20 protein-coding genes and 3 pseudogenes are annotated in these 25627 nt (G+C 33.5%); 19 read left to right on the forward strand and 4 right to left on the reverse strand.

Going from position 1 to position 25627, the window contains the following annotated elements:
• Positions 1-160 precede the first annotated feature (160 nt).
• On the reverse strand, positions 161-1048 hold the full coding sequence (locus tag PQ474_RS22375; protein ID WP_273847814.1) for a LysR family transcriptional regulator: 888 nt from the start codon (positions 1046-1048) through the stop codon (positions 161-163).
• Between the two features lie 115 nt (positions 1049-1163).
• Here PQ474_RS22375 and PQ474_RS22380 point away from each other — a divergent pair, with 115 nt between their 5' ends.
• From PQ474_RS22380 to PQ474_RS22390, 3 genes and pseudogenes are all read left to right on the forward strand, one after another.
• Positions 1164-1613: a rhodanese-like domain-containing protein gene (locus tag PQ474_RS22380; protein WP_273847815.1), complete on the forward strand. Its 450-nt coding sequence runs from the start codon at positions 1164-1166 to the stop codon at positions 1611-1613.
• Positions 1614-2048: 435 nt separating this feature from the next.
• Complete coding sequence (locus PQ474_RS22385; RefSeq protein WP_273847816.1) at positions 2049-2450, forward strand: hypothetical protein; 402 nt, start codon at positions 2049-2051, stop codon at positions 2448-2450.
• A 705-nt stretch (positions 2451-3155) separates the two neighbouring features.
• Positions 3156-3260, forward strand: a pseudogene (locus PQ474_RS22390) (HAD family hydrolase); the annotation flags it as partial.
• Here the strand turns inward: PQ474_RS22390 and PQ474_RS22395 are convergent.
• Positions 3230-4283, reverse strand: a pseudogene (locus PQ474_RS22395) (IS110 family RNA-guided transposase); the annotation flags it as partial. The pseudogenes PQ474_RS22390 and PQ474_RS22395 overlap by 31 nt on opposite strands.
• A 372-nt stretch (positions 4284-4655) precedes the next feature.
• On the opposite strand from PQ474_RS22395, the gene PQ474_RS22400 reads away from it, so the two are divergent.
• From PQ474_RS22400 to PQ474_RS22440, 9 genes are all read left to right on the forward strand, one after another.
• Complete coding sequence (locus PQ474_RS22400) at positions 4656-4946, forward strand: hypothetical protein (RefSeq protein WP_273847817.1); 291 nt, start codon at positions 4656-4658, stop codon at positions 4944-4946.
• A 163-nt stretch (positions 4947-5109) separates the two neighbouring features.
• Entirely contained in the window at positions 5110-5916 is an 807-nt protein-coding gene (locus tag PQ474_RS22405) for an undecaprenyl-diphosphate phosphatase (RefSeq protein WP_273847818.1), read from the forward strand.
• Positions 5917-6109: 193 nt separating this feature from the next.
• Entirely contained in the window at positions 6110-6577 is a 468-nt protein-coding gene (locus PQ474_RS22410; protein ID WP_273847819.1) for a VOC family protein, read from the forward strand.
• Between the two features lie 222 nt (positions 6578-6799).
• Positions 6800-7594, forward strand: a complete 795-nt coding sequence (locus PQ474_RS22415; RefSeq protein WP_273847820.1) for a GNAT family N-acetyltransferase — start codon at positions 6800-6802, stop codon at positions 7592-7594.
• Between the two features lie 307 nt (positions 7595-7901).
• On the forward strand, positions 7902-8279 hold the full coding sequence (locus tag PQ474_RS22420) for an ACT domain-containing protein (protein WP_273847821.1): 378 nt from the start codon (positions 7902-7904) through the stop codon (positions 8277-8279).
• A 93-nt stretch (positions 8280-8372) separates the two neighbouring features.
• A complete protein-coding gene (gene lepB / locus PQ474_RS22425) occupies positions 8373-8993 on the forward strand; it encodes a signal peptidase I (RefSeq protein ID WP_273847822.1) in 621 nt (206 codons plus the stop codon).
• Between the two features lie 474 nt (positions 8994-9467).
• A complete protein-coding gene (locus tag PQ474_RS22430) occupies positions 9468-11894 on the forward strand; it encodes a carboxypeptidase-like regulatory domain-containing protein (RefSeq protein WP_273847823.1) in 2427 nt (808 codons plus the stop codon).
• 68 nt (positions 11895-11962) lie between these two features.
• A complete protein-coding gene (locus PQ474_RS22435) occupies positions 11963-12151 on the forward strand; it encodes a hypothetical protein (protein WP_273847824.1) in 189 nt (62 codons plus the stop codon).
• Between the two features lie 313 nt (positions 12152-12464).
• A complete protein-coding gene (locus PQ474_RS22440) occupies positions 12465-12944 on the forward strand; it encodes a hypothetical protein (protein WP_273847825.1) in 480 nt (159 codons plus the stop codon).
• 897 nt (positions 12945-13841) lie between these two features.
• Here PQ474_RS22440 and pdxR read toward each other — a convergent pair.
• Positions 13842-15270, reverse strand: a pseudogene (pdxR, locus tag PQ474_RS22445) (MocR-like pyridoxine biosynthesis transcription factor PdxR).
• 131 nt (positions 15271-15401) lie between these two features.
• Here pdxR and PQ474_RS22450 point away from each other — a divergent pair.
• The 5 genes from PQ474_RS22450 (at position 15402) to rarD (ending at position 21321) form a co-directional block, all read left to right on the forward strand.
• Positions 15402-16319 (forward strand): DMT family transporter, encoded by a 918-nt coding sequence (locus PQ474_RS22450; protein ID WP_273847826.1) that lies wholly within the window; start codon positions 15402-15404, stop codon positions 16317-16319.
• A gap of 960 nt (positions 16320-17279) precedes the next feature.
• Positions 17280-17780, forward strand: coding sequence for a sigma-70 family RNA polymerase sigma factor (locus PQ474_RS22455; RefSeq protein WP_273847827.1), 501 nt, complete (start codon positions 17280-17282; stop codon positions 17778-17780).
• Entirely contained in the window at positions 17773-18621 is an 849-nt protein-coding gene (locus tag PQ474_RS22460; protein WP_273847828.1) for a DUF3298 and DUF4163 domain-containing protein, read from the forward strand. Before PQ474_RS22455 ends, PQ474_RS22460 begins: the two co-directional genes overlap by 8 nt.
• A gap of 437 nt (positions 18622-19058) precedes the next feature.
• Positions 19059-19502 carry a hypothetical protein gene (locus tag PQ474_RS22465; RefSeq protein WP_273847829.1) on the forward strand — a complete coding sequence of 148 codons (444 nt, stop codon included), beginning with the start codon at positions 19059-19061 and terminating at the stop codon, positions 19500-19502.
• 892 nt (positions 19503-20394) lie between these two features.
• Positions 20395-21321, forward strand: a complete 927-nt coding sequence (gene rarD, locus PQ474_RS22470; RefSeq protein WP_390187233.1) for an EamA family transporter RarD — start codon at positions 20395-20397, stop codon at positions 21319-21321.
• A gap of 275 nt (positions 21322-21596) precedes the next feature.
• Here rarD and PQ474_RS22475 read toward each other — a convergent pair whose 3' ends face one another.
• Positions 21597-22511 (reverse strand): DMT family transporter, encoded by a 915-nt coding sequence (locus PQ474_RS22475; RefSeq protein WP_273847831.1) that lies wholly within the window; start codon positions 22509-22511, stop codon positions 21597-21599.
• 142 nt (positions 22512-22653) lie between these two features.
• Between PQ474_RS22475 and PQ474_RS22480 the strand changes: the two genes are divergently transcribed.
• Positions 22654-24063, forward strand: coding sequence for an aminotransferase-like domain-containing protein (locus PQ474_RS22480; protein WP_273847832.1), 1410 nt, complete (start codon positions 22654-22656; stop codon positions 24061-24063).
• A 449-nt stretch (positions 24064-24512) separates the two neighbouring features.
• Positions 24513-25412 (forward strand): PhzF family phenazine biosynthesis isomerase, encoded by a 900-nt coding sequence (locus PQ474_RS22485; protein ID WP_273847833.1) that lies wholly within the window; start codon positions 24513-24515, stop codon positions 25410-25412.
• Positions 25413-25627 lie beyond the last annotated feature (215 nt).

Below are 25627 nucleotides of genomic sequence, written 5' to 3' on the forward strand. Positions count from 1 at the left end.
ACAATCCTTCACAATCTCTAATTATTTTAACATAAATATCCAATTTCCTTATTGAGTGTTATTCAAGAAAATGGCCCGATTGTTGAATACCATTCTGAAATTCTTAACTGTACTTTGTAAACTTAATCTATAGATTTAAACTTTATTGTTATTCAACATTTTAATTGCTTGTCTCAAACAGGTTAATAAATGTCTGAAAAACTTTGAGAATCGATTTCTCTTTTCTATAGAGTAATTGACTGTAAAAATTTAGATTCTTATCATGTAAAGGAATCGCTTTTATCGACCGATTATTTACGTTTTTTTCTACTGAAAAAAGTGGTAAAAAACTAATCCCCCACTTATTTTCCACGGCTTTCTTAATTGTCTCCACGCTACTAAGCTCCATTGATATGTTGTGAGCAATGTTTTCCATCTTAAATCTTTCAAGTAAAAAAGCACGATACGTACACCCTTCATCGGTTAAGATGAAAGTTTCATTTTCTAAATCTTTTATAGCAACTTCAGTTTTACTTGCAAAGACATGATCATGAGGCACAACAATCATCATATCTTGTTTTTTTATGTGAAGGCTTTCTATTCCAGTAACTTGACATGGAAAATCCAAGATAAGTCCAAAATCTATCTCTTTTTCTTTAACCATTCTAATAATGTTTTTCTCAGAATCCGGAATAATACGTATATGAATGTTGGGATAGATTCCTTTAAATTTTTCTAGTAATTCAGGGAGAAAATAGATGGCTAATGTTTCAATTGTTCCTATAGAAAGTGTTTTGATTTCCTGTTCTTTTAGGGCCAGATGTGATTCTTGGTGTAAGGATAGTATTTTTTTTGCGTAATCAAAAAGAAGTTCACCAGAAGAAGTAGGCTTCATGTATTTTCCTTTTCTTTCTAGTAAAACATTTCCTCCGTACAGTTCCTCAAGCTTTTGGATATGATTTGTAACGCTAGACTGGGCATAATCTAATTCAATAGCAGCACGAGTATAACTTCCGCTATTCACTACTTGAACAAAAGTTTTAAGATATAAAAATTCGATATAAATCAACCCCTTTTGTATCAATAATATTGATACTTATTATCAATAATTATCTAAAACTATGAAGTTGTAAACAAGATATAATTTAATTAGTAAGAAAATTCATATTAAAGGAGATCATAATATGACTATAAAACCAAAATTTTCACTTTCTTTACAAATTGAACCTGCTAGTCCAAGTATTGCTTATCGATATTTCATGAATAAATTGTCTTATGAAACAGATATAGCTGATCTATCAGTAGACATAAAAAAAGGATATGAAGGTATTATTGTAATAGACGTAAGAGATCCTAAATCATATGAAGAGTGTCATATTCCAACAGCCCTATCATTACCTAGTAATAAGATTAGTGAAGAAACCACGCAAAGTTTTTCAAAAGATAAGGTCATTATTACATATTGTTGGGGTCCTGCATGTAATGGAGCTACTCGAGCTGCTGCAAAATTTGCTAATTTAGGTTTTAGAGTAAAAGAATTAATAGGGGGAATTGAATACTGGCGAAAAGAGGGTGGAGATGTTGAAGGAACATTGGGAGATAAAGCTAATATTTATTGGCAAATGAAGTCTTAATCTTAAGCGTTTCAGTTAAATCCAAGGGTAATACTCTAATTTATTGCCCCTCTTTTTCGTTTATTTTAGGTTTTACAGCAATTTTTGATCAATCTTTCAAATCAACATGAGGAAATTGAAATCAATATATTATCAAAATAATTATTATGTAACTAACAAGTTTGCGTTCAATAAAATATTACTGATTGTTTCTAGCGCTTTTCTGAAATAAGGAAAGCGTCTTTCTTCATGAAAAGGGCCAGATTGTTGAGTAACTCATTTTCAAAATAAATGGGTATTTCAGAAGTAATTGTGAAGAAATGTACTTAAATTATATGGCAAGTTTGTAGAATAGGGTTCGTTGGTCTTATATTAAATGTTGAGCGAAACCGTAAAGAAAATAAGTGGTATATTTAGTATCAATAAATGTCTGAACGGAAATACAAGGGGGGTGTGATGAAAAATTTTATGAAGTATATTATTTGGACGGTAGTTATTGGGATTATATACTATATTGGTTTCAGGTTTCAATTTCATTTTAAAGAAGAAGCACATAGAAATTTTAATATGTTACCTGCAGTTATTTACGGTACATTTTTGCCTGTATTTTTCGGAATATTGCTTCGCTTACCGCGATTGATAACGGAGATATATGAGAAAAAAGAATGGACAGTTAATTGGGCAAAATTAATTACAATTGGACTTCCTACACTTTATATTACATTTGTTCCTCTTCTTTCTTTCACTTTTCTAGGAAAGTACATTCCGTTTATGTTTGAAATAATACTTTTAGAAGGTACAACAATATCTGGTTTGATTTTAGGATATGTGTTACTTGATAGTATAAAGAAGCAGTGAAAATATAAACCAATTGTTTAAGTTTATGTGAAGAAATGTACTTACATGAACGGGTGCGTTGATTTAACAAGTGTACAATTGATGAGAGGTGAATTATATGGATTTATTGGTGTTTTATGGAGGTTTTATTTTTCTTATATTGTTTTGCGGGTGGGGAATATACAAGTTGTTCAAAGTTATTATAAAGAAATAAATTGAACCGAAACTTGGAACGAATAGGATACAACTTTTTAAGGAGATTTTGGTTCAACTAATAATAAAGATTGGAAACTCATATTCAAAACTTATTCTAATGCTAATGGGTGCAAGAGTTAAATAAAGGGTTCACTTTTTAATAACAGTGTTTAAGGAGGAAATGATGAAGGAACATACTAAGTTTGGAAAATTATTTTTTTGTTTGGTTTTCTATTTTTTATGTTAGGAATAGCATTTAATGAGAGGTTAGGAGTAATAACAGATGGTCTAGAAGTCTTCTCTACTTTTTCCATACCTTCAATCATAATAGGGATAATTCTAATCGTTATTTCTAATTTCTTTAAAAACAAGAACAATTAAGTGGTTTCTTTTGCAATGATCTTCCACAATCGGGCGCTTTCCTGTAAGAAGGAATGCGCTCTAATTGTATTTAAGGTCCAGATTGAAGAAGGTATTTAGGTTAAGATAAAGAAATAAATTAGAATTATGTTTCTTGGGAGAGAGTGTAAAATGATTAAGGCAGTCATATTTGATTTAGATGGAACTTTGTTATATCGAGATGCTTCAGTACAGAAGTTTATAGACAACCAGTACGACCGAATAAATAAATGGGTTCCTGCTCGTTTCCTGCCTTTTCGTGATGCTGTACGTCTATACAGTGCGCCAAGGTAGTTTTTGGATCCTCTTACTGAATGAGTTGCTTCTGTTAATGCCGATCTCAGGTACTTGTTCCCTTTTTTGGTTTTAGAAGACTTCCTTTTGCCAGCACTTTCGTTCTGTCCAGGTACGAGACCTGCCCATGAACACATGTGAGCTGCGCTTGGAAACTGCTTTTTCACATCGGTTCCAACCTCATATAAGATTTGTTCAGCCATTCGAGTAGCGATCCCAGGAATAGAATCTAATCGATCGATATTCTCTTGATAGGAGCTGACTCTTTTCGCTACTTCTTGATCAAGCATCTCAATTTCCTCACTTAAAAAATCAATATGCTTTCTAATTGTTTTTAACATTAGTCGTTGATGTGGACTTATATAACCTCGAAGAGCGAGTTCAAGATCATCCTTTTTTCGTTTTAATGTACGTTGAGCCCAATTTGCTAGTTTTTCAGGATCTTCTTCACCTTCGGCTATGGCACGAAGCATATTTTTAGATGAAACCCCCATAATATCTGACACAACAGAACCTAGCTTAATATTCGCTCCTTCTAACACTTTTTGGATCCGATTATGTTGTCTCGCACGCTCCTCAATGATGCTCCGACGATAACGAACGAGTTCCCGTAATTCTCGTTGGTTTCGATCAGGAATAAAACTAGCTTTTAATAATCCATGACGAAGCAGTTTCGCAATCCATTCGGCATCATTTACATCAGATTTACGACCTGGAACAGCTTTGATGTGTTGGGCATTGACCACTAAAAACACAATGTCTTCACTTTCAAGTAAATTCACAATGGGCTTCCAATACACACTCGTGTGTACATCCATGTTACTTAATCCAGTCTACTAGTTTCAACAGAAACACTGTTTTCGTTGGAAATGATTGAATCTCCTTTCCTTTTGGTGTGATAATACACGCGGTGATAGAATCCTTATGAACATCCATCCCACACGCCCGTTCAATGATTACATCCATTGAAATCATCCTTTCTACGACTTAAAATAATGAGGCTGGTGCAACAACCAGAATAGGATTAATCTACCATGAGTGCTTCCGCAAGGGAGCAACAGTCAGTGGTGCACCGTGGTCGAAGGAGACAGACTAACGGATGGGCTCTACTAGCGCCATAGTGTATCGACCTTCCTCTCCCAGCCGTAGCAACAGTATTGACGGTCTTCAACCATTTTCATTCTCTGTGGTGCAGCGCCGATTTTGCGCTGCATGGATGGCTAACGGGTGCGTTTCTTTAACATGGAACGCATTTTTTTATGTCAATGAAAAGGAAATTAATGTTAAAATAAGGGCAGTTTAGTTGAAGTAAATTCAAAGGAAGGTGGGATATTTTATATGACTAATAATAAATCAAAAAAAATCAATTTATGGATTCCATTGTTATTATTACTTTTCAACATCATCTTTACTTCATTTTTGGTTGAAGAGTTATTAGATGCTACTGAACCGAATTATGGATATTTAGGTTTTTTAACACCAATAGTTGCTTTAATTTCCTTTTTGTATATTAAAAAATTTAAAAGAGAAAATCTTAGTTATTTATTGCGGATTTTACAGGGGTTAAATTGGTTTTTTATTATTTTCCCAATAGCTGTTTTTATGAGTTTTGTTTTAGCTTTTCTATAAAATAATTTGTTCTACCCTATTGAAGTAACGGAGTGCGATTGTTCAATAAGAGCAATCGCTTCATGTGCTAACGTGGCAGAATAATACAATAATGTATTGAATAAATTTCCAATTTTTAAGGTTATATATTTTAGGTGTAATAAAAGTAAAGTAGGAGGGTTAAATGGAGGAGTTAATTACTTTAATTAAGTACGCCTTCTTAGGTGCGCTACAAGGGTTTACCGAACCGATTCCTATTTCATCAAGTGGTCACTTAGTTCTAGCTCAAGAGCTTTTTGGAATCAGTATTTCTGAGAATGATTTTAGCTTTGAGGTGTTAATGAATTTTGCATCACTATTAGCAGTAGTTCTTATTTATCGAAAAGATTTGATTAGATTAATGGAAAATGGTCGAAAGTATGTTACTAAACGTGATTCAGTCTATAAAAATGATTTTATGTTTATAGTTTACTTGATTATAGGCACAATTCCAGCTGGTGTTGTCGGTTTATTATTTGAAGATAGGATATCAGCAACATTTAGAGGTATTGCCCCGATAGGAGTTGCTTTATTAGTTACTGGTTTAGCACTTTGGCTTATTAGAAATTTAAAAGGGAGAAAGAGTGACAGGAACCTTACTATCAGAGATGCATTAATCGTAGGTTGCGCCCAAGCTATTGCTTTAATTCCAGGTATAAGTAGGTCAGGTGCAACTATCGTTGCAGCTATGGGAATAGGAATGAAAAGAGAAACAGCATTGCGTTATTCATTTTTGCTGTATATTCCTGTAAGTCTTGGTACTATCTTAATCAAGATAAAAGATATAGATTTTGGTAATCTACTTATTCCTTATATTATTGCATTTATTTTATCTCTCATTTTTTCTTACTTCTCTCTTAAATGGTTTATGGGAATTATGGAGCGAGGTAATTTGAAATACTTTGCTTATTACTGCTTTGCTATTGGATGTTTAATATTATTTATTACATAAATTTTGTTCTTCAACAAACAGGTGCTTTACTTTAATAAAGAGTAAAGCCCTTTTTCTTATTGAAGTAACGAGCAGGTTATTTGAATAAAAACAAAAATATTCGTTCTACATCTAAAGTCGTAGAGAAATTACACCTTTTAGATGAGTGAATACAATAAATGAGTTTGTATGATAAAACTAGGAGGTTTTGTTAATGATTAAAGGATTATATGAAGCACATTTACCAGTAAGTAATTTAAAACGTTCAATTGAATATTATAAGGGACTTGGTTTAGAGTTTTCTCATAGTCATGAGGATAGGCTTGCATTCTTATGGATTGAAAAAGATAAGAGTTGGTTGGGACTTTGGGAAACAGACAGAGTAGAACTAGAATATCATCCTTCAATAAGACACATAGCTTTTCAGGTAACTCTAGAAGGACTAAATAATTCAGTTACTTGGTTAACCGAAAAAGGATATAAACCTAGAGAGGCATTTGGTTTTGAACCAGTAGAACCATTTGTTATGGCACATAATGGAATAGCTCATGCCAAAATTCATTTTAATGACCCAGACGGGAATAGTCTAGAACTTATATGCAAAATTGAAAATCCTAAGAACATTACAAATCAAATGTATTTAAGTGAATGGGAAAAATTAAATTCTGCAGAAAATTATTAAAAAATTTTCCCCTGACAAATTCATGCCTGTTTCTGCAATGAACCGTGCTCTTTCGCTAATGTGATAAGAAATAGTTTAGTTTCAACAATAGGTATAATTAGGCTGAGTTTGTTAGAAGGAATTTGGAGAGATAATTTCAAAAGGTAACTTGGACTTTAAGACTCAGTTTTAATAACTAAAAATTCTACTATAAATACATATGATGTGAGGAATATATAGTAAATGATTTTACATCGTTGGCTTACGCAAGAAACAATTAATCAATTAATGGGTCAAATTGATAGAGAGCAACACTTACTATTTTATAGTTATTTAACTCAACGAAGGGAAAATGCTCAATTTATAGGTCAATATGTAGATAATCATTTGACAGCTGTCTTAGCTTATATAAGTGAACTGCCCTTTCCTGCCTTTTCTTTTTACTGTATTAAACGGCAGGAAGTCTTTTTACCTGAACTAATCGATTTTACAAGAGCTGCATTCCGACTCGATAAAAATGTTACTTGTGGTACCATTCTTTGTGAATGTGACCTTCAGTTATTTCAGTCTTTTGGTCTTATTACAGGTAACCCGCAACGTTTCTTAACAATGAAGCATATGGACCAAGCAAAACTACTGGAATGTAACAGAGCGGAACAAATTAAAGAGGAAGAGTATTCTGAGGTAATTAATTTCATACAAAATGGTGGAATGAGATTTTTTATGAGAAGTGAAATAGAGCGCTGTCCCTTCCTTGGAATTAAGGATGGAAAAGACTACATTGCTGTAGGTGGTTTTCATTTTTATGACACTCAACTTGTCGAAATTGGAAACATTATTACCAGACCAGATTATAGAGGAAAAGGATTAGGGAAGCTCTTAACAAGTCAACTTACAAGTATTGGTAAACAACTTTCCGCAGATGTTTACCTTGGCGTATTGGCAGAAAACCAACCTGCTGTACATGTTTATAAAGGTTTAGGGTATGAAGCGATAGTTGAGCTATCGATTGTTGATTTTACTTTGTCTTTGTCATAAGTATTCACTTCCAAATAATAATAAAACTAGTTTATAACTGTAGATTTCGCAATGACTTCTTCAACTATCGGGAGCTTTTCTTTAATAACGATCTTCAGCAAACTGGCGCTTTTCTGTAACAAGGAAAGTGCCTTATTTATGTAAAGGGCCATATAGTTGAGTAACCTACCCTCAAGATAAATGGATAATTATGTTAAAATGCTAGGGGAGATTGTGAAGAATTATACTTAAAGTAACGAGCAGGATTGTACAATAAATGAACTTTTGTTATTGTGTAATATACAACTTTAATTAAGTGGTGATAAATATGAATTTAGTCATATTGGACACGATATTCTCTGTTGTAAAATTACCAACAACAGAAGAGATACCATCTTGGGCAGGCAAAGGCGAATTCTTTTCGATTACACGTACAAACGAAGAACTTTCTATTGTATGTTCAACCTCTAATATTCCCGATAACCTTCTAAAGAACGTGGAACATGATTGGAAATGTATAAAAGTAGAAGGGGTATTGGATTTTGGGTTAACAGGAATATTAGCTTCTTTAGCCAACCCATTGGCTGAAAACAATATAAGCATTTTTGCTATTTCTACTTTTAATACGGACTACTTGTTGATTAAAGTGCATTCCATAGAAAAAGCAAAATCAGTATTGGAGAATGCTGGTCATACATTTATCTAGTGTAAAAAGATATTCAACTAAAGGGCAGGATAATTTAAAAAGGAATGGAATAAATAATATTGTAATTGATTGTTAAGAAAGGAAGTATATAAAATGCTAAACAAAAAAATAATAGGTGAAATTTTTAGTTGGAGTAAGGCGCTTTTATTTGCATTATCAATCTCGATAATTGTTAGTGTTTTTATTCTCCAACCTTTTATAGTGAGTGGAAGCTCGATGGACCCTACGTTAGATGGTGAAGACCCTTTCAATAAAGCTAAAATCGGAGACCGTGTTCTAATATATAAAAGTGGATACATTTTAGGTGAAGAACCGAAATATAACGATATTGTAATCATAGATAGTCGTATCGATAAAAACAGAAGTATGAAAGATGACCTCTTTGAAAGCCCTATTGTTAGTATGATTTTTGGAAGTAATGATAGTGACAAAAAAGTTTGGATAAAAAGGATAATTGGCGAAGAAGGAGATACTTTAGAATATAAGGATGGAAGAGTTTATCGAAACGGTGAGGAACTAATTGAAGATTACATAAAAGAAGACATGACATTTCCCTTTGAAACAATAGTCGTTCCAGAAAATCATGTTTTTGTTATGGGTGATAATAGGAATGGTAGTCTTGATAGTAGGAAAATAGGACCTGTTCCAAATGAAAACATATTGGGTAAAGTTTTTCTCAGGTTTTACCCGTTTGATAAAATTAGAAAATTTTAAAGTTAAAAAGCATTTTATTTAACCGTGCTTGAATTCAATAAAGTGCGAGCCATCTTTAACATCTTTTGGTCTTCAATAATCGGGCGCTTTAATTGAATAATCTCAACAATAAAAGTAACGCTTAGAGGGATAGATCTCTGAGCGTTTTTGTCTGTTAATGGGTATGCGATTTGAACTGTGAATCAAAGCATTATTTAAATTTGTTTTTTAAGGATATCTCCATATATCGTAACTCTTACTATTTAAGAGATTGGCTTAAAACTCATTCTACTATTAACCCGTATGTTCTGGAAGCAACCCCTAAAAGACCTAGAAAAAAATATATTTTCTCAAACGAAAATCTAGCAGGAAAAAAATGACATCTCGTGGAATTATATTTAGCGCAAGTATTAATACGGTCTTCCGTGGAGAGGAGTTCTAGTAATAGCTTTTATCTTAATTTAATTTAATTTAATAGTTTTAGGAGGAAATTAGATGGGTAGTGTGTTAAGAAAGTCTTTATTTTTTGTATTGATTATTGCTTTATTAGGAAGTGTATCAGTTAATGCTTTAGCTGAGACAAACCAAAACAGAAATCAGGATCTATACCAAGCAATGAAAGCAGAAAAAGAGGGTAAGAGTCACCTTGTTGAAGCTAAAGTAAAAGCAGGGGGCCATGAATTAAGAAATTCAACTCTGTTCATCCAAGAAAAGGGCCAATCGACAAAATCGCATCAAGTTTTAACAGACTCGATGGGTAAGCTGAAAACGAAGTTACCAGATGGATCATATACAATTAAAGCTGTCAATGAGGCAGATAATTGGTATAGCACGAACACATCCTTTTCTGTAGAAGAGGGCAAGGTTAAAGGGACAAAAGAGAATGAAATCAATCTGTCTCAAAAGAGTAAAATGAAAGAGCCAAAAGGAAAAACGGAGTATAATGTTCAAGGAACATTAACGGATGGAGCCAAAGGAATAAAAGGTGACCTTCTGATTGCTAGATACACAGATGTAGAAGATGAAGAAGAGGTTTTTGACGTTTCTAGTAAAGATAATGGACAATTTTCGGCAGCCCTTCCTGATGGAAATTATTATTTGTGGGGCGTATTAGTAGATGGAGGCTATTACCGTTACGAACTTTCTTTTTCTGTAGATGGAAAGGATCTTTACGTAAATGGTGAGCAAGAGAGTAATTTGACAATCACGCTTCCTGAAAATCGCTATAAAGGGTTTGTTCGCGACAGCTCAAAAGGTGTGTCAGGTGCTTATGTTTACGTAGAATCAGTCATTGATGAAGAGGATTATTATTTTGAATTTATTCAATCTGTTGAGGCAAATGACAAAGGTGAATTTCAATTAAGAGAGCTGCCTGATGGCGAATATTCACTAAGCGTATTTGACAAAACGTATTATGCTTGGGATTATCAAAGAGTTACAGTCGTTGATGGCAACCTCTTTGTTGATGGAAATGAAATCTCAGCAATAGACTTAGAGATTCCGGACATTAGCCTAAAGGGTACGGTCTATGATGGAAAAAAACCATTAAAGTATGGTTATGTCGATGTAGAGTTAGTCGATGAAGATGGCTATGGAACGGATTATTTCGGTGCACCAATCGATAGTAAAGGGAACTTTACTTATCGATTAAAGGATGGGGACTACCGAATTTCTTATATTGATGAGTATGATCGTTTTACTCGAATAGATATTTCATTTGAAATACAAAACGGAAAGATCCTGCAAGATGGTAAGGTTATTAGCTCTCTGAAGATTGATTTACCTCCTGTTACGTTTTTGGGGAAAATCGTAGATGGAGAAACTAGCCTGCAAGGTCATGTTAATATTGAGAAAATCTCAGAAGACAGTTATGAGTGGTATTATGCTACCACTGATGAAAATGGAATCTATTCTCTGCGCTTACCTGATGGTGAGTATAAAGTCACTTGGATGCATCTCTTTGATGATTATGAAGGAATTCCACTGACGCAAAGATTTGAAATAATAGATCGTCAGCTTTACGTTGACGGGCAGAAGCAGGATATTCTCGAGCTTCAAATTCCTCCTGTAACCCTACATGGTATTTTAAAAGAAGGTGACAACCGCCTCGGTAGTGGAGAAGTAAGTGTTATGTCAATAGACGGAGATTTCTATAATTGGAAATGGATTAACGCTGATGGAACGTTTACGATGCGTTTACCGGACGGCCATTATATCATCAGAGATGTTTATACAGATGGCTCCAACACTTATGTAAATGAAGCTTTTGAGATTCGTGATGGTCAATTGTACGTAAATGACGAATTAAGAGAGGTATTAGAAATAGATGTACCTCCAGTTACTTTAATCGGATACCTCACAGACAACGGGGTTCCTGTTCAAGGAGATGTGACCATTCATACTAGTACGATGGACCCGGATGAAGAGTATTTCTATTTCTGGGGATGGACGAATGAGGAAGGGAGGTTTTCATTCCGCTTACCAGATGGAGATTATCAAGTGAGTGATGTTTATCTGTATGATGGGACGTCTTTTGTTTCTGGGAAACAATTTACGATTCAATCCGGGCAGCTACTAATAGATGGAGAACCGGAAGACCTTCTAGATATTCAAGTGAATCCGGTCACTTTATCAGGGAAAGTCTCCAATAATGGGAAAACGGTAAGAGGAGGTTATGTCGCTGTCGTAAAGGTTAATGACCAGGGAGATTGGATGGACTGGCATTATAGTTGGATTAATTACGACGGAACGTATAAATTGCGTTTATCTGATGGAAATTACGAGTTGCTTGATGTAGAAACGTATATAGAAACGGTATCTTTTAATCTGCCATTTAGCATTCAAGCAGGAATTGCGATTGTGAATGGAGAGGAAGTTTCTACTGTTGATCTTGAGTTAAAGGAAGGCACTGTAATTCCTTAAATGAACTACAAATTGATGCATTTAAAAGGATTGGCGTTCAACGGCTGTGCTGTTGAGCCAATCCTTTAATGGTGGTTAAAGTAACGGAGTGCGTACCTGCTGTACGTGCTATGCAGGAAATTAGAGTGAAAAAGACGACTTTTTATAAGCTAATTAGGGAGTATGAAGAGTGTTACAGAAATAATTATATAATAGAAGAAACACGACAAGCACAAGAGCCATTTGGGAGAGGTTGGAACGAGATTATTGAAAATTAGACGCCCTGAATTTTGCATGAGGGGTTATTCAAAACGACGACAGATGACACGATAATTGCCGTTCCTACTCCTTTATCAAAAAAGGAAATTGAGGAGCTGAATAAGCAGTATCCATTATTAACACCGAAGCGATTTGCCACTAAGTTTAGGGGATTGTTATTCGAGCCAGTGGAGTTACATTGGAACGGAATAACCGAGAGAATTCAATAAAACTTTTGTACAAATCCCTATTGTAAAGGTCAAACCGATAAAACTAAATCACGCAAACAAGCGTATGAAGATTTCAAACTTGCAAAAAAAAAGAATTGATTGATTGGGATTAAGAAAAGGATACTCTACAAGGTCATTTGGGAAATTGGCATTTTTCTATCTTACGGAACGGTTTGAAACACACAAGTTTCACGAAGAGATAGTTACAGCCACACATTCTTATAATCAATATGCTTCTAATCCGATTGAACACCCGTTAACAACGATTGACAGAGGATTTCGTAAAGTCGAGTGTACAACAGACTTATCCTCGTTTGAACCAAGTGAAGTTACTAACTTAATATTAAACGTGAATGATAATGCAGTGAATACATTTATCCAACACATTCGAAGAAGGTTGTCTATTTTGGAAAGACCATTAACGACAGCTCGTGGAGATGGGAAAAGTTATATCTACTCCAATTTCAATCCCAAATATGCTCAAATGGCACTTATTATTTTACGAACCTATTACAACTTTTGTTTTCCGTACAAAACAAAAGAAGGTAAAAATACAATCATCGCAACTCCCGCACACGATTAGGGATTACAGACAGACAATTCTCACTGAATGATATTATTTATTTAAGATAAACCGAGTGGATGGGGCTTGGTTTATCTTTTTCAAAATTATCATAAGAATTTTGGAATTTAATGTTCAAATAAGTATAAGGAAATTCTTTATTCAACTAACAAGCAGGTTAGTACAACAAAAGGGGGCTGATTAATTGAAGAAAAAGATGACGAACTTATTATTGAAGCAAATTTTCAATTCACTAGCAATACAGAGGTTTTCAGTTATGCAACTATTGTTTTAGACAGTTTTTTTTATGAACGAATTAAGAATCCCGAATCTATTGAACCTATTTTTAAAAATGGTGGAGTATCTGGTTCTACAAGAATAATTATTAACAAAGAGAACTTAACTTCAGATTTTATCGAATCGTTAAAATCAAAGGAAAGAAATCCTTTTCGTGCTATAAGTATAGGTGAAGAAATTAGGTTGTAACATGTTTAACAACGGAGTTCAATAAAGGAAGAGTAAAAACGTACAGGTTAAAATCTGTGCGTTTTTGTCTGCTAATTGTAGTGTTAATTCATATGGAATTAGAATGCTTAATGCAGTGCTATTTAAGCTGTGAATTAACGTTTTCCCTCCCAAAACTGAACCCGTTAATCTTTTCGTAGACTAAACTTCAAGGACAGTAAGCGAAAGCGCGGTAGGTGTGATAGATAGGCTCGTTGCCTGATGGGAAAAATGCTATAGCCTTCAGGATCAATTGTACCCACAGGGGGCTCAAGTCATGCCCTTAAAACGTGTATCTATGACTACATGTAATCAACGATAAAAGGTGTATTCTTTCAACTTTTTTGAGCTGATACTGTAGATAAGTGGCAGAATACTTGAAGAAGGATTTTCCTTTTTATTACATTAGAGCTATTAATTATTCTGCTCTAATTCTTCTTCTATTACCTTTTTCATTCGTCTTACTCCTTCTTCTAATTCCACTTTGGTTAAATTACCGTAACCGAAAATAAGTTTATTAATGTGATGTCCTTTAACTAAAGCATGTTTCTCTACGGGATAGATGATAATTCCATTATTTTCTAATTTATCTAAAATCTTTTTTGAGAATATAACATTAAATTGTCCAATTAAGTGAAGACCTGTAGAAGCACCAAGTATTTTAACTCGGTCTCCCAATTCACTCTTTAAACACTTTATTAAAAAATCTCTTTTACTCTTATACAATTTTCTCATTTTAACTACATGTTTCTCTAAGTGTCCCCCTTGTATAAAGCGTGCTAAAATAACCTGTTCAATTGTCGGAGAGTGGTAATCGGTGTATCTTTTAAGAGTTTTTACATTCTCGACTAAGGAATTTGGCAAAATTATATAACCAATCCGTAGGCTGGGTGATAGGATTTTACTAAAAGTACCTATATATATAACCCGTTCAGGAGATAATCCTTGTATTGTACTTACTGGTGGTCCTAAGTAGCGAAATTCACTATCATAATCATCCTCTAGAATGTAACTATTCGTCTTCTTAGCAAAGTGAATAAGTTGAATTCTTCTTTGAATTGGTAATATCCCACCTAAAGGGAATTGATGAGATGGAGTAACGAAAATAATACTTGGTTTTCTTTTCGTTGAAATACTTTCTGTTTGCATCCCATATTCATCAACAGGAATAGGGGATATTCTAGCCCCTCTTTCAATGAAAATCTCAGGAATCTCTTTTGTTACGGGGTCTTCAATTAAAACTTCGGATTCTGAGTTTACTAAAAGTTTTGCTAAAAGAGTAAACGCTTGAGTCGCTCCAGAGGTAATAACAATTTGGCTAGAATGGCATTTAATTCCTCTCGTTCTAAAAAGATACGTAGAAAGTACGTTACGTAACTCTTCACTTCCTTCAGGCGAGCTATAACCATAATAAATCATCAATATCCTCATAAACTTCTTTTGCAATTTTACCCCACTTTTTTCGTGGGAATTGTTCTAAAGAAGGAATTCCTGAACGAAAGTCAATGAGAGTGCTTTTTTTAATCTCAGGGTTGTTCATAGAATAAATAGTTTTTTCGGATGATAGAGTCTCCTCCACAGTCGGAAAACCTTCTAGTAAAGTTCCAGATTCTACAAAGGTTCCAGCCCCTTGTTTAGACTTAAGAAATCCTTCAGCGATTAATTGGTCATATACTTCCATAATAACACTGCGAGACACATTTAATGTGTTAGCTAATTCACGACTAGATGGAAGCCGTTCCCCCTCCTGAAGTTCTCCTAATAAGATTAGTTCTCTAATTTTTACGTATATTTGTTGAATTATAGGAGTATTCGATTTTTTATTTATTTCAATCCAGACCATATTTATCCCCTTTTTTAATATTGGTTTTATATTTATTGAAAAATTGGCTCTACAACCAACCAATTTATAATGTTAATTTTACAGTAACGTTAGTTTATAAGAAATAATTACTTGAAACGGAGTTGGTTAAATTGGATGAGAAGGTGTTAGCTTACCTTAAAATTATTGCTGCGATGGTCATTGTAGGAAGTTCTGTTGTAGCAGGAAAGATATTAGTACAAACTATGCCTATATTTATAGCATCTGAGTTAAGATTTTTAGTAGCATCTCTTATATTAGTACCATTACTAATTATCAAGGAGGGGATTCCTTCACTAAACAAAAAAGATATTATTATCCTCTTTTTTCAATCTCTCACTGGAGTGTTTTTATTTAGTGTTTTTATGTTGTATGGCTTAAAATTTACAACCGCAATGGAAGCAGGCATAATTACTAGTACTTTACCAGCAATGGTTGCTCTTCTTGCTTTTTTTATAATTAAAGAAAAGCTTACGAGTAATAAAATTGTAGGAGTATTAACGGCTATTTTAGGGATTGTAATTCTAAACATTTCAGGAGTTTTTAATGAGGTGATAGTAGGTCCTCTAGAGTTCTTGGGTAATATGCTTATTTTGGGAGCAGTGATGGGAGAAGCCTTGTTTATCATTTTAGGTAAGTCTATATCTAAGAAAATAAGTCCTCTAGCTATATCAACAAGTGTATCTGTTATAGGCGTATTCCTCTTTTTTCCGATGGCTATATATGATTTTACTAATTCTCATTATTCTTTTGGTTCATTTAATGATTGGCTACTTATCTTTTCCTTTGGAATTTTCGTTACTGTTTTGGCTTTTTTGCTCATGTATCAAGGAATTGCAGTGTTACCTGCTACTACGGTAGGTATATTAACAAGCGTTTTACCACTAAGTACAGTTATTTTATCGTCTTTCTTTTTAAAAGAATCATTTCATTCTTATCATTTAATAGGAACTTGCCTGATATTTATAGCTATTTATTTAACATCAAGAGTAGAAAAATCACAAGCAAATAAAAGTGTTAATATTAGTTAAAATAAGTGCTGTTTATTAAACTACCATGAAAACAAACTTCTCTAATTACATAAAAAGGACAATAACAAAGAAGACCCTTCTAGTTCGTTTTAAAAAAAGAGCCGCATACATTGAACTATGGATTGGTTGACTGGATTAAGAACAAGTATAGACAACTTAGTATATTTTCATTCTCTGTGGTGAAGCGCTGATTTTTGCGCTTCATGGATGGCCAAAGGGTAGCTTTTGTTCAATAAAGCCTTGCAATGATCTTCCACAATCGGGCGCAATTCTTTAAGAAGAATTGCGTCTGTTTTATTTAAAGATCGTCAAATAAAAGGTAGGAGGAAGGGAGTTTTATAAAATGAAACAAAGGTTATTTTTTTCCGTATAACAGTTATAAAAATGAAGGACGTTTATGTATTGAGCAAACAATTATTACATATTGAAGGGTTGGTTGTGTTTTTTTCCTTGTTTTGTTCATAGTAATTCATTGCTTCCTGTCTGTTCAAATAAGAAAAAAACACCCCTTTTTATACGATAACTACGGACTTTGGACCTGGTTATCATTTCTTGTGGGGTCTGAATACGACATGATTGTTTTGAACAGACACTTAAAACTTTTTTTTGAAGAGTAATAAATGACCCAATCACCAGTAATCGTCTTTTTAAAAGGAAACTCTTTTCCACGCCACAATTCGCCCGGTCAACCCTTTTACTTTATCGTCTTATTCTGATAAAAACTTTCTACTTTAGAAGCAGTAAGCATCAGACATCCCAACAATAAACAATAATTTTTTTCTATTGGTATTCCATCTAAACGATTATTAAATCAAGTTCGGGTATAGTTAGTCAGTAAAAAAAAATAATTTCATTTCAACTTTCTTGCTCTTTGCTGTGTCTAATAAATAGAACGACAAGAAAGGGATCCTAAGTAAAGTTCGGTTCGCACAGAAAATTAAAATTGGGGGATAGTGTACATTGCCACTTAAACAGGAAACACAAGTTGAAGCTATTAAAAAATATATCAAATCTCAGCAGAAGAGTTTTTATCGACTGGCATTTAGTTACACCAAAAATAATGAAGATGCTCTCGACGTGGTTCAAGAAGCGACTTATAAAGCAATTGTTAGTGCTCATAAGTTGAAGAACCCAGCCCATATAAAAACATGGTTCTATCGGATTTTGGTTAATGAAAGTATAAATGTTTTGCGTAAAAGAAAAAAACTAGTTTTGGACGAAACAGTACTTGATAATCTTTCTTATGAGGATAAGGATATATCAGAATCAATCAATCTTTATAATGCCATCCAGCAATTAGAATCTAGTCTTCGAGTAATTATTATTTTACGATATTTTGAGGATATGAAGCTGGAAGAGATTGCAAGTGTAACAAAAAGCAATTTAAGTACAGTTAAGTCGCGATTATACAGGAGCTTGAACATTTTAAAAGATTTGATAGGGAGTGATGAACTTGAGTAAATTAGAAAAAACAAAAAAAATATATCAATCTATTGAAACACCAACAAAGTTAGATGACCTAGTAAGTTCTACTATTGATGAGGCACTGAAACAAAAAAACAAACCATTTGTATGGTTCAAACCGCTTCTTTATACAGCGGCCTCATTGTGCATGATATTTATTGGTATTTTAAATACCAGTCAGGCATTTGCAGAGAATGTTTATGATATTCCCATTCTGGGTAGTGTTGCGCAGGTATTTACCTTCCGTGAATATAGTCATTCCGATAATGGTTATGGAATAAATGTCAAAGTTCCAGCCATAGAGGGAACGGGGCACACAGAACTGGAAAAACGCATTAATCAAGAGATTCAATCGAAAATCGACATGGTTGAAAAGAATGCTAAGTTACGGGCGGAGGAGAATAAACAAATCATTCTGGATGAAGGAGGGACAGAAGAAGATCTGAGCTATTTTATCGTTGAAATTGATTACGAAATAAAGAGTAGTACTGAAAAAATATTATCATTTGTTGTCAATGTCTCAGAATCCTTTGCAAACACATATACTTATCAGACCTTTTACAATATTGATTTGGAGACGGGTAAAGAGATTACCCTTATCGATATCCTTGGTGAAAACTACAAAGAGGTTGTAACTAAAAATATCATGGAGCAAATTAAGAAACAGACCGAAAATAATCCAGAGTTCACGTATTATGTCAGCGACGAGGGATTTGAAATAGTTGAAGATAATTTGAAATTCTATATTAATTCTGCAGGGAATGTTGTGATTTCTTTTGATAAAGGAGAAATTGCACCTCCGCCTATGGGAATACAGGAATTTGAAATAAGTAACTAAATCGTTTTTCGTATAAGAGCGTGTTCAAAACAATCATGTCCTGCCAGACACCGCGAAAAATGAGTCTTCTAAGGGAAGACACTGTATAAAAAGTACCTAAAAAGACTGGCAAGGGCTCCGCAAGTTGCTCGCCCGCCTATGAGAAAAGATGAGCCTCCCGCTGGTCGTCTGCCAGTGCCAACGAGTTTTGTTGATTTAAAATAAAGTTTGATTAAAAGTCCTGTATGATATGCAGGATTTTTTTGTTCCGCAATCGGGCCATTTAATGGAGGAACAGCCATTTCATATTTTGGCCTGATTATTCTTTTAATCTAAGTCTTAAGACTAACGTTAAAATAGACTCTAGAAGTATTGAAATAACGAATATTAAATGGTTAAATTTACCTATAGTGGTAAAATAGAAGAGTAACTAAAAATTCTTGGGGGAAATAATAATTATGAAAAAAGTTCTTTTGTTATTTTTGTTTGTGTTTAGTACATCTATTCTTTTATTTGGATGTAATGAAATGAAAGAAAAACCTAAAAAAGATGATTTTGGTTTAGAAAAAGCCCAAAAAATCGAAATTTCATCGGCAAAAGAATCGGAGGTTATATTTAATACTATTGATAGTGAGGATGTACCTGAATTTGTTGCAGCACTGAAAGTTGATAAATGGGAAATTACAGATATTCCTTCAGATGAAACTCAAGAGAATATATATAAGATGTATCAAGAGGATACTATCAAATTAGGAGAGTCGAACTCAGAAAAAAAGGAATTAAAAGAATTCGCTACTATAACTACATATAAAAAGAGTCCTTATATCAATTTTAGCTCTAAGAACTTAAACTTTAGTTTTAAAGTACCAAAAGATGTAGCAGAATACCTTTCTAATCAATGATAATTGTAACTTAATAATACACAGTATTGTTAATTGTACGTCATTTTTTTATTAAAGGGCGCGATTGTTGAATATCAAAGGTAGAAAATGATCAAACTTTTTTATAAAACCGAAACTTAAATCTGCTAGATAAGAATCCATTTTGATCAATCTTTTTTCAAAATGGATTCTTCTTGTTTACCATAAAATACGGGTTTGTGAGGTATTTTTGATCAAAGTTTATTTCAAAGCAACACCTTCTAAGTCCCACGGGCGCGGACGTTCTACCCTGGCTACTGTTATAATAAGACCATATAAAATGTTGATTTAAAATAAAGATTGATAATTTGTAAAAAAGTTCGATAATTTATAAAAAAGATTGATAATTTAAAACAAAGTTTGATAAAACCCTGTATTAATTTTTATTAAAAGTACGAAAAAGACAATAAAATATTGGGATTATTGAGTTCATATACAATGTCACACATTCTAAGAGCACGGGGTCGTGCTCTTTTTTGTTGTAGGTTCAGAGGTCTGAAAGAGGTCTTCTAAATCAACTAAAAATAGCTTTATAAAATGTGTAACATTATAAAAAGACGTTGGTAATTCAATGCTCAATGTTCTTTATGTTTATTTAATGTTACAAAGTAAAAGGGTTTTTCGTTTGCCCCTTAAACTTCAGGTGTATTATTCAATTAAAGGGCCAGATTGTGGAATAACGTAGTGGACGAAATATGCTAAAATTAGGAAGAGATTGTGAAGAAATGTACTTAAAGTAACGGAGCATTTAGTAAAAAATCTTTTTAAAAGTCAATGTTATCAAAATCAATCAATTATATATAATGAAACTATCTTATCTAACCCTAAGTAAATTACAATGGGATAAGTTAACACATAGGAAGTAGGTATGGGATTGAAATTAAATAATGAAAAAGACGGAGTTGTGTTTGCAGTTCTTTCATTTGTGATGTGGGGTCTTACTCCGATTTACTGGAAATTTACACAATATATTTCTTCAGAAGAGATTTTAGCACAGCGAGTATTATGGTCTTTTATTTTTATGCTCGTGCTTCTAATCTTTTTAAAGAAGTGGAATATATATGTCGAATTCGTAAAAGAAATCATTAAGAAACCAAAGTTATTTTGGTCACTATTTCTTGCTTCTGTTCTAATTAGTTCAAACTGGGGTATCTTTATGTGGGCTGTAATTGAAGGGAAGATAGTAGAAGCGAGCCTTGGTCAATACATAAATCCTTTAACAAGTATGTTAATCGGTGTAATCGTATTAAAAGAAAGGTTAAGTGGGTCTCAAGTTCTTGCATTTATTTTAGCAGGAATGGGGGTAGTAACATTAACACTTCATTATGGTGTTATCCCTTGGATTTCGCTTAGTCTGGCTCTCACCTTTGGGTTTTATGGTTTAGCTAAGAAAATGATTAAAGCAGATTCAACCATTGGATTAGCTCTTGAAACGATGATGATTACCCCCATTGCGATAGTATTTTTGACATACTGGATGTTTCAATCTCAAATCCAATTTTTCGATTCTGTTTCAACAAGTTTACTCTTAATAGGTAGTGGTGCAGTAACCGTACTACCACTATTATTATTTACTATGAGTGCTAAAAAGGTAACACTATCTTTGTTAGGAATTCTTCAGTATATTTCACCAACAATAGTCCTGGTATCAGGGGTTCTTCTATATAACGAAACGTTATCACAAGCACATGTAATTGCATTTATTTTCATTTGGTCAGCTCTTGCCATTTATACTTTTTCTTCTATTACAAAAAGAGGTAAAAAGAGTGAAGTACATATAAAAAATAAGATGGGAGCATAGAGATTGTGAATGATTACACTTAAAGTAACGGAGGCGTTAGAGAAAATAGAAAACAAGTCGGACCACAACATTTTAGACATATCTAAAATGTTGTGGTCCTTTTAATATCAAATGTTACACTCACCTAACCTAAAGATAATCATGACTAATATGTGTGGTCTTTCCATATCAACTGTTTTCCTTATCTAACCTAATTATTAAATTAAGTTTACGTTTTTCCTCCCAAAACTGAACCCGTTATTTGTGAGACTAAGTACTTTTTTCTTTTTTATATTTCATACTACACGATTTACAGATTTCAAAGAGGTAGGTTGAAAACTCTGTCTTCTAATGTTTGACAAATAGACTCCAACAAACGTTATAAGCCCTCCAATTATTGCATAAGTAGTAGGAACTTCACCAAGCCAGATCCATGCTATAAGAAAAGCTGCAACTGGGGTTAAATAAAGAGAACTTGTTGCTTCTGATGCTCCTGTTCGTGAAGTAATATACGCTAGTGTAAAGTAAGGAATAACCGTTGGGAAAATTCCTAGATAAATAACCACTAGTGTTATATCTATGGGAGCGTTAATAATTGCCTCTCCAAGACCTGGAGAAAATATCATCATGAAAATAGTACCTGACCAAATCGTGTACATTGTAAAAGGAACGAAACCATATTTTTTTAGATAAGCATTCTGAAAAACAAAGTAAATACTTTCTGAAAGGGATGCAACTAAAACTAGGATAATTCCGATATTTAATGAAAAACTTTCAGTTATCCCACCTAAAGAAACATAAGCCACGCCAGAAAATCCAATTATTGAACCTATCCATCGCCAGAATCCAAGCTTCTCACGGAGAAAAAGAAAAGCTAACAAAGCTGTGAATATAGGTGTTGTTGAAACTAATAAACTAGCTATTCCAGCAGTAATCGTTTGTTCCCCATAATTTAGTGCTGTCTGATAAACGGAAAAACCAAGAAAACCAAGTAATAAAATTATTGGTACATCTTTTAGTCTTGGTAAGTGAATACCCTGAATAAACGCAAGAAGCATCAATATTAATGATCCAATTAGTAATCGTAAGAGGGATAAATGTTCAGGTGAATAAGCAGTCAGTGCAGCTCTTATCCCAGGGAATGCTGATGCCCATAAAGTAATAGTAATCAAATGAGCAGAAGTAAGTTTTAAATCTAAAGATTTTATCATAAATACACCTCATTCTATGTTTTAACTCAACCAGTTAGATTTGATAGTCCTTAATTTTAGTGTGAATTTGGTAAAATATCTTCAACAGGTTGAATAGAAAAAATCCAACCACTTTGAACTTGGTTGGTAAAAAGGAGTACAAATGAAAAAGCCGAAATACCAATTGATTGTGGATTTCATAAAAGACAAAATATCCAAGGGTGAGTGGGCAATAGGTAGTCGGATACCTAGTCAACGTCATCTAGCAAAAATGTTTGATGTCAATCGAAGTACAGTCATAACAGCACTAGAAGAGTTAATGGCAGACGGACTGATCGAAGGAATAACGGGAAAGGGGACTATTGTTACCAATAACACTTGGACTTTGATGGGAAACCGATCATCAACCAATTGGAATGAGAACATTACTTTAGGTATTCATAAACCGAGTGTTTCAACGGTCCAGGAGATCAATGAAGCTGAATCTAATAACAATCTGATTCAATTAAGTAAAGGAGAATTATCACCAGAAATGTTTCCTTTAGAAGAAATGCGGTTCATTGTACAAAAAGTTTCAAATCAATTGACCTCCTTTGGATATGAAGAGCCAAAGGGAAATATAAAGTTACGCCGAGCAATTAGTGATTATCTAAAAATAAGAGGAATAGACGTATCTCCATCATCCATTCTTGTGGTATCGGGTGCACTTCAGGCTTTACACCTTATTTCAATAGGACTTCTGCAAAGAGGATCAACTATTTTTTTAGAAATTCCATCTTACCTTTACTCATTGACTGTTTTTCAATCTGTGGGGATGGAGCTGAAAGGCTTACCGATGGATAGGGAAGGAATTAAGATAGATTCCATCTATCAACCGAAAGAAAAAGGAAAAAGTATTTTATATAGCATTCCAACTTTTCATAATCCAACAGGCACGTTAATGCAGAAGAAAAGAAGGAAGGAACTCATTGAATACTGTGAAAGAGAACAGCTTCCTATTATTGAAGATGATGTGTATCGTGATTTATGGATGGATACCATGCCACCAGAACCATTAAAAGCAATGGATCATTATGGAAATGTATTATATCTGGGTAGTTTGTCAAAAACATTAAGTCCTGGTTTACGAATTGGATGGGTTGTGGGATCTGAATCTGTTATTAACCGATTGGCTGATTTGAAAATGCAATCGGATTATGGATCAAGTACATTGTCTCAGCTCGTTGCAACGGAGTGGTTATCCAGTGGAGTATATGATCAACATCTTGAAAATGTAAGAGAACAGCTTAAAGTTCGGAGAAGTACGGCTTTAGAATCTTTGAATAAACATTTAAGTTCTTATGCTACATGGGACTTCCCAACAGGTGGTTTCTTCATTTGGATTAAGATAAAACCAACTTTTAAGGTGAAAAGGTTGTTTGATAAAGCGTTATCCAAAGGTATTCTTCTTAATCCTGGCAGTATTTATGCAGAACAGTCAGGACAGTTTATAAGATTATCCTTTGGGTTTGCTTCACTAGATGAAATTAAAATAGGAATATTTCAGTTAAGTCAAATCATTAAAAATCAATAAGGACACGAGTTATCACTTTATGATTTTTTGAGCGTTATCTTAACTTTAGGACTTTTTATACTTATATTTTCGCCTATACTATTTTCAAAAAAGCAGAAAGATAGCACTGAATACATGGTATGTGTTGGATTATTTAGGTCTAAGTGGTTTGGTATTCCACTCATTTTTCTTTTGTTATTTGGGAATTACGCAAACTACTATGGATTGTTAAATATAGCTTTAATTTTTATTTCTTCTCTACTAGTTTCATTTTTGATTTCCCTAATAGAAAATTATTAATAAGCACTGATCTTCCTTTAACTAGCGGTTACAATTCTTCAAAAAGGAATACTCTATTCTATGTCAACAGAAAAGGAAATTAATGTTAAACTATAGGGCGGTTTGTCGAACAAGAAATTAGAAAGTAATGGTTAAATGAAATACTTAATTAGAATTTAGGGGGACGGGTTATGAAGTCGATAACAGTTTATCATTATGATGCGTTTAGTAAAGAACCTAATAAGGGCAATCCTGCTGGAGTAGTGTTAAATGGTGCTGAATTATCAGAAGCTGAAATGCAAGAGATTGCTTTTAAAGTTGGCTTTAATGAGACTGCTTTCCCAATTAAATCGGATGTAGCTGATTTTAGAATTCGTTTTTTTACACCAGGTCATGAAATGAATTTATGTGGTCATGCAACAATGGCAACGGTTTATGCATTAAAAAGTAAAGGAATATTGGAGGGGAAAATAGAGTTAACAATTGAAACAAACGCTGGCATTCTACCGATTAAAATTAACGAAACTATTGATGGCGAAACACTTATTACGATGGAACAGGCTCCTCCACAATTCAAAGAATTTAAAGGTTCAAAAGAAGATTTAGCAAAATCAATAGGTTTAAATGAATCAGACTTTAATGCTGATTTACCAATACTTTATGGAAGTACAGGTACCTGGACTCTGCTAATACCGATAAAACAACTTGATGCTTTTAAAAAAATGGAACCAAATAATAAGCAATTTCCTGAAGTTTTGAATGAAATGCCAAAATCATCTGTTCACCCTTTTTGTTTTGAAACGTATGATTCTAAAGCTGATATGCATGCCCGACACTTCTCTTCACCATATTCAGGTACAATTGAAGATGCAGTAACTGGTACAGCTTCTGGGGTGATGGGAGCTTTTTATGCAAAATACATAAAAAACAATCCGATAGAACCTTTAAAACTTATAGTTGAACAGGGTCATGAAATTGAAAAAAATGGTCGGGTTGTAGTACATGTTTCCAAGAATAATGAATCATTTGATGTTCAAATTACTGGAAGTGCAGTTTATGTAAAAGATATTCAAGTTTTGTTAGAGAGTTAAGAGTTAGTGAATATTTACACTTCAACGGGTGCGTTAGTTTAAGAAGCATTAAGTGATTTGACGATTAAGGCAATATATTAGTTATTCCATTGAAAGGGCGCTTTTCTGAAATAAGGAAAGTGTCTTTCTTCATGAAAAGGGCCATTTTCTTGAATAACACTCAATAAGGAAATTGGATATTTATGTTAAAATAATTAGAGATTGTGAAGGATTGT

It is taken from the genome of Halalkalibacter alkalisediminis (assembly GCF_028610705.1).
Lineage (GTDB): Bacteria > Bacillota > Bacilli > Bacillales > Bacillaceae_D > Halalkalibacter > Halalkalibacter alkalisediminis.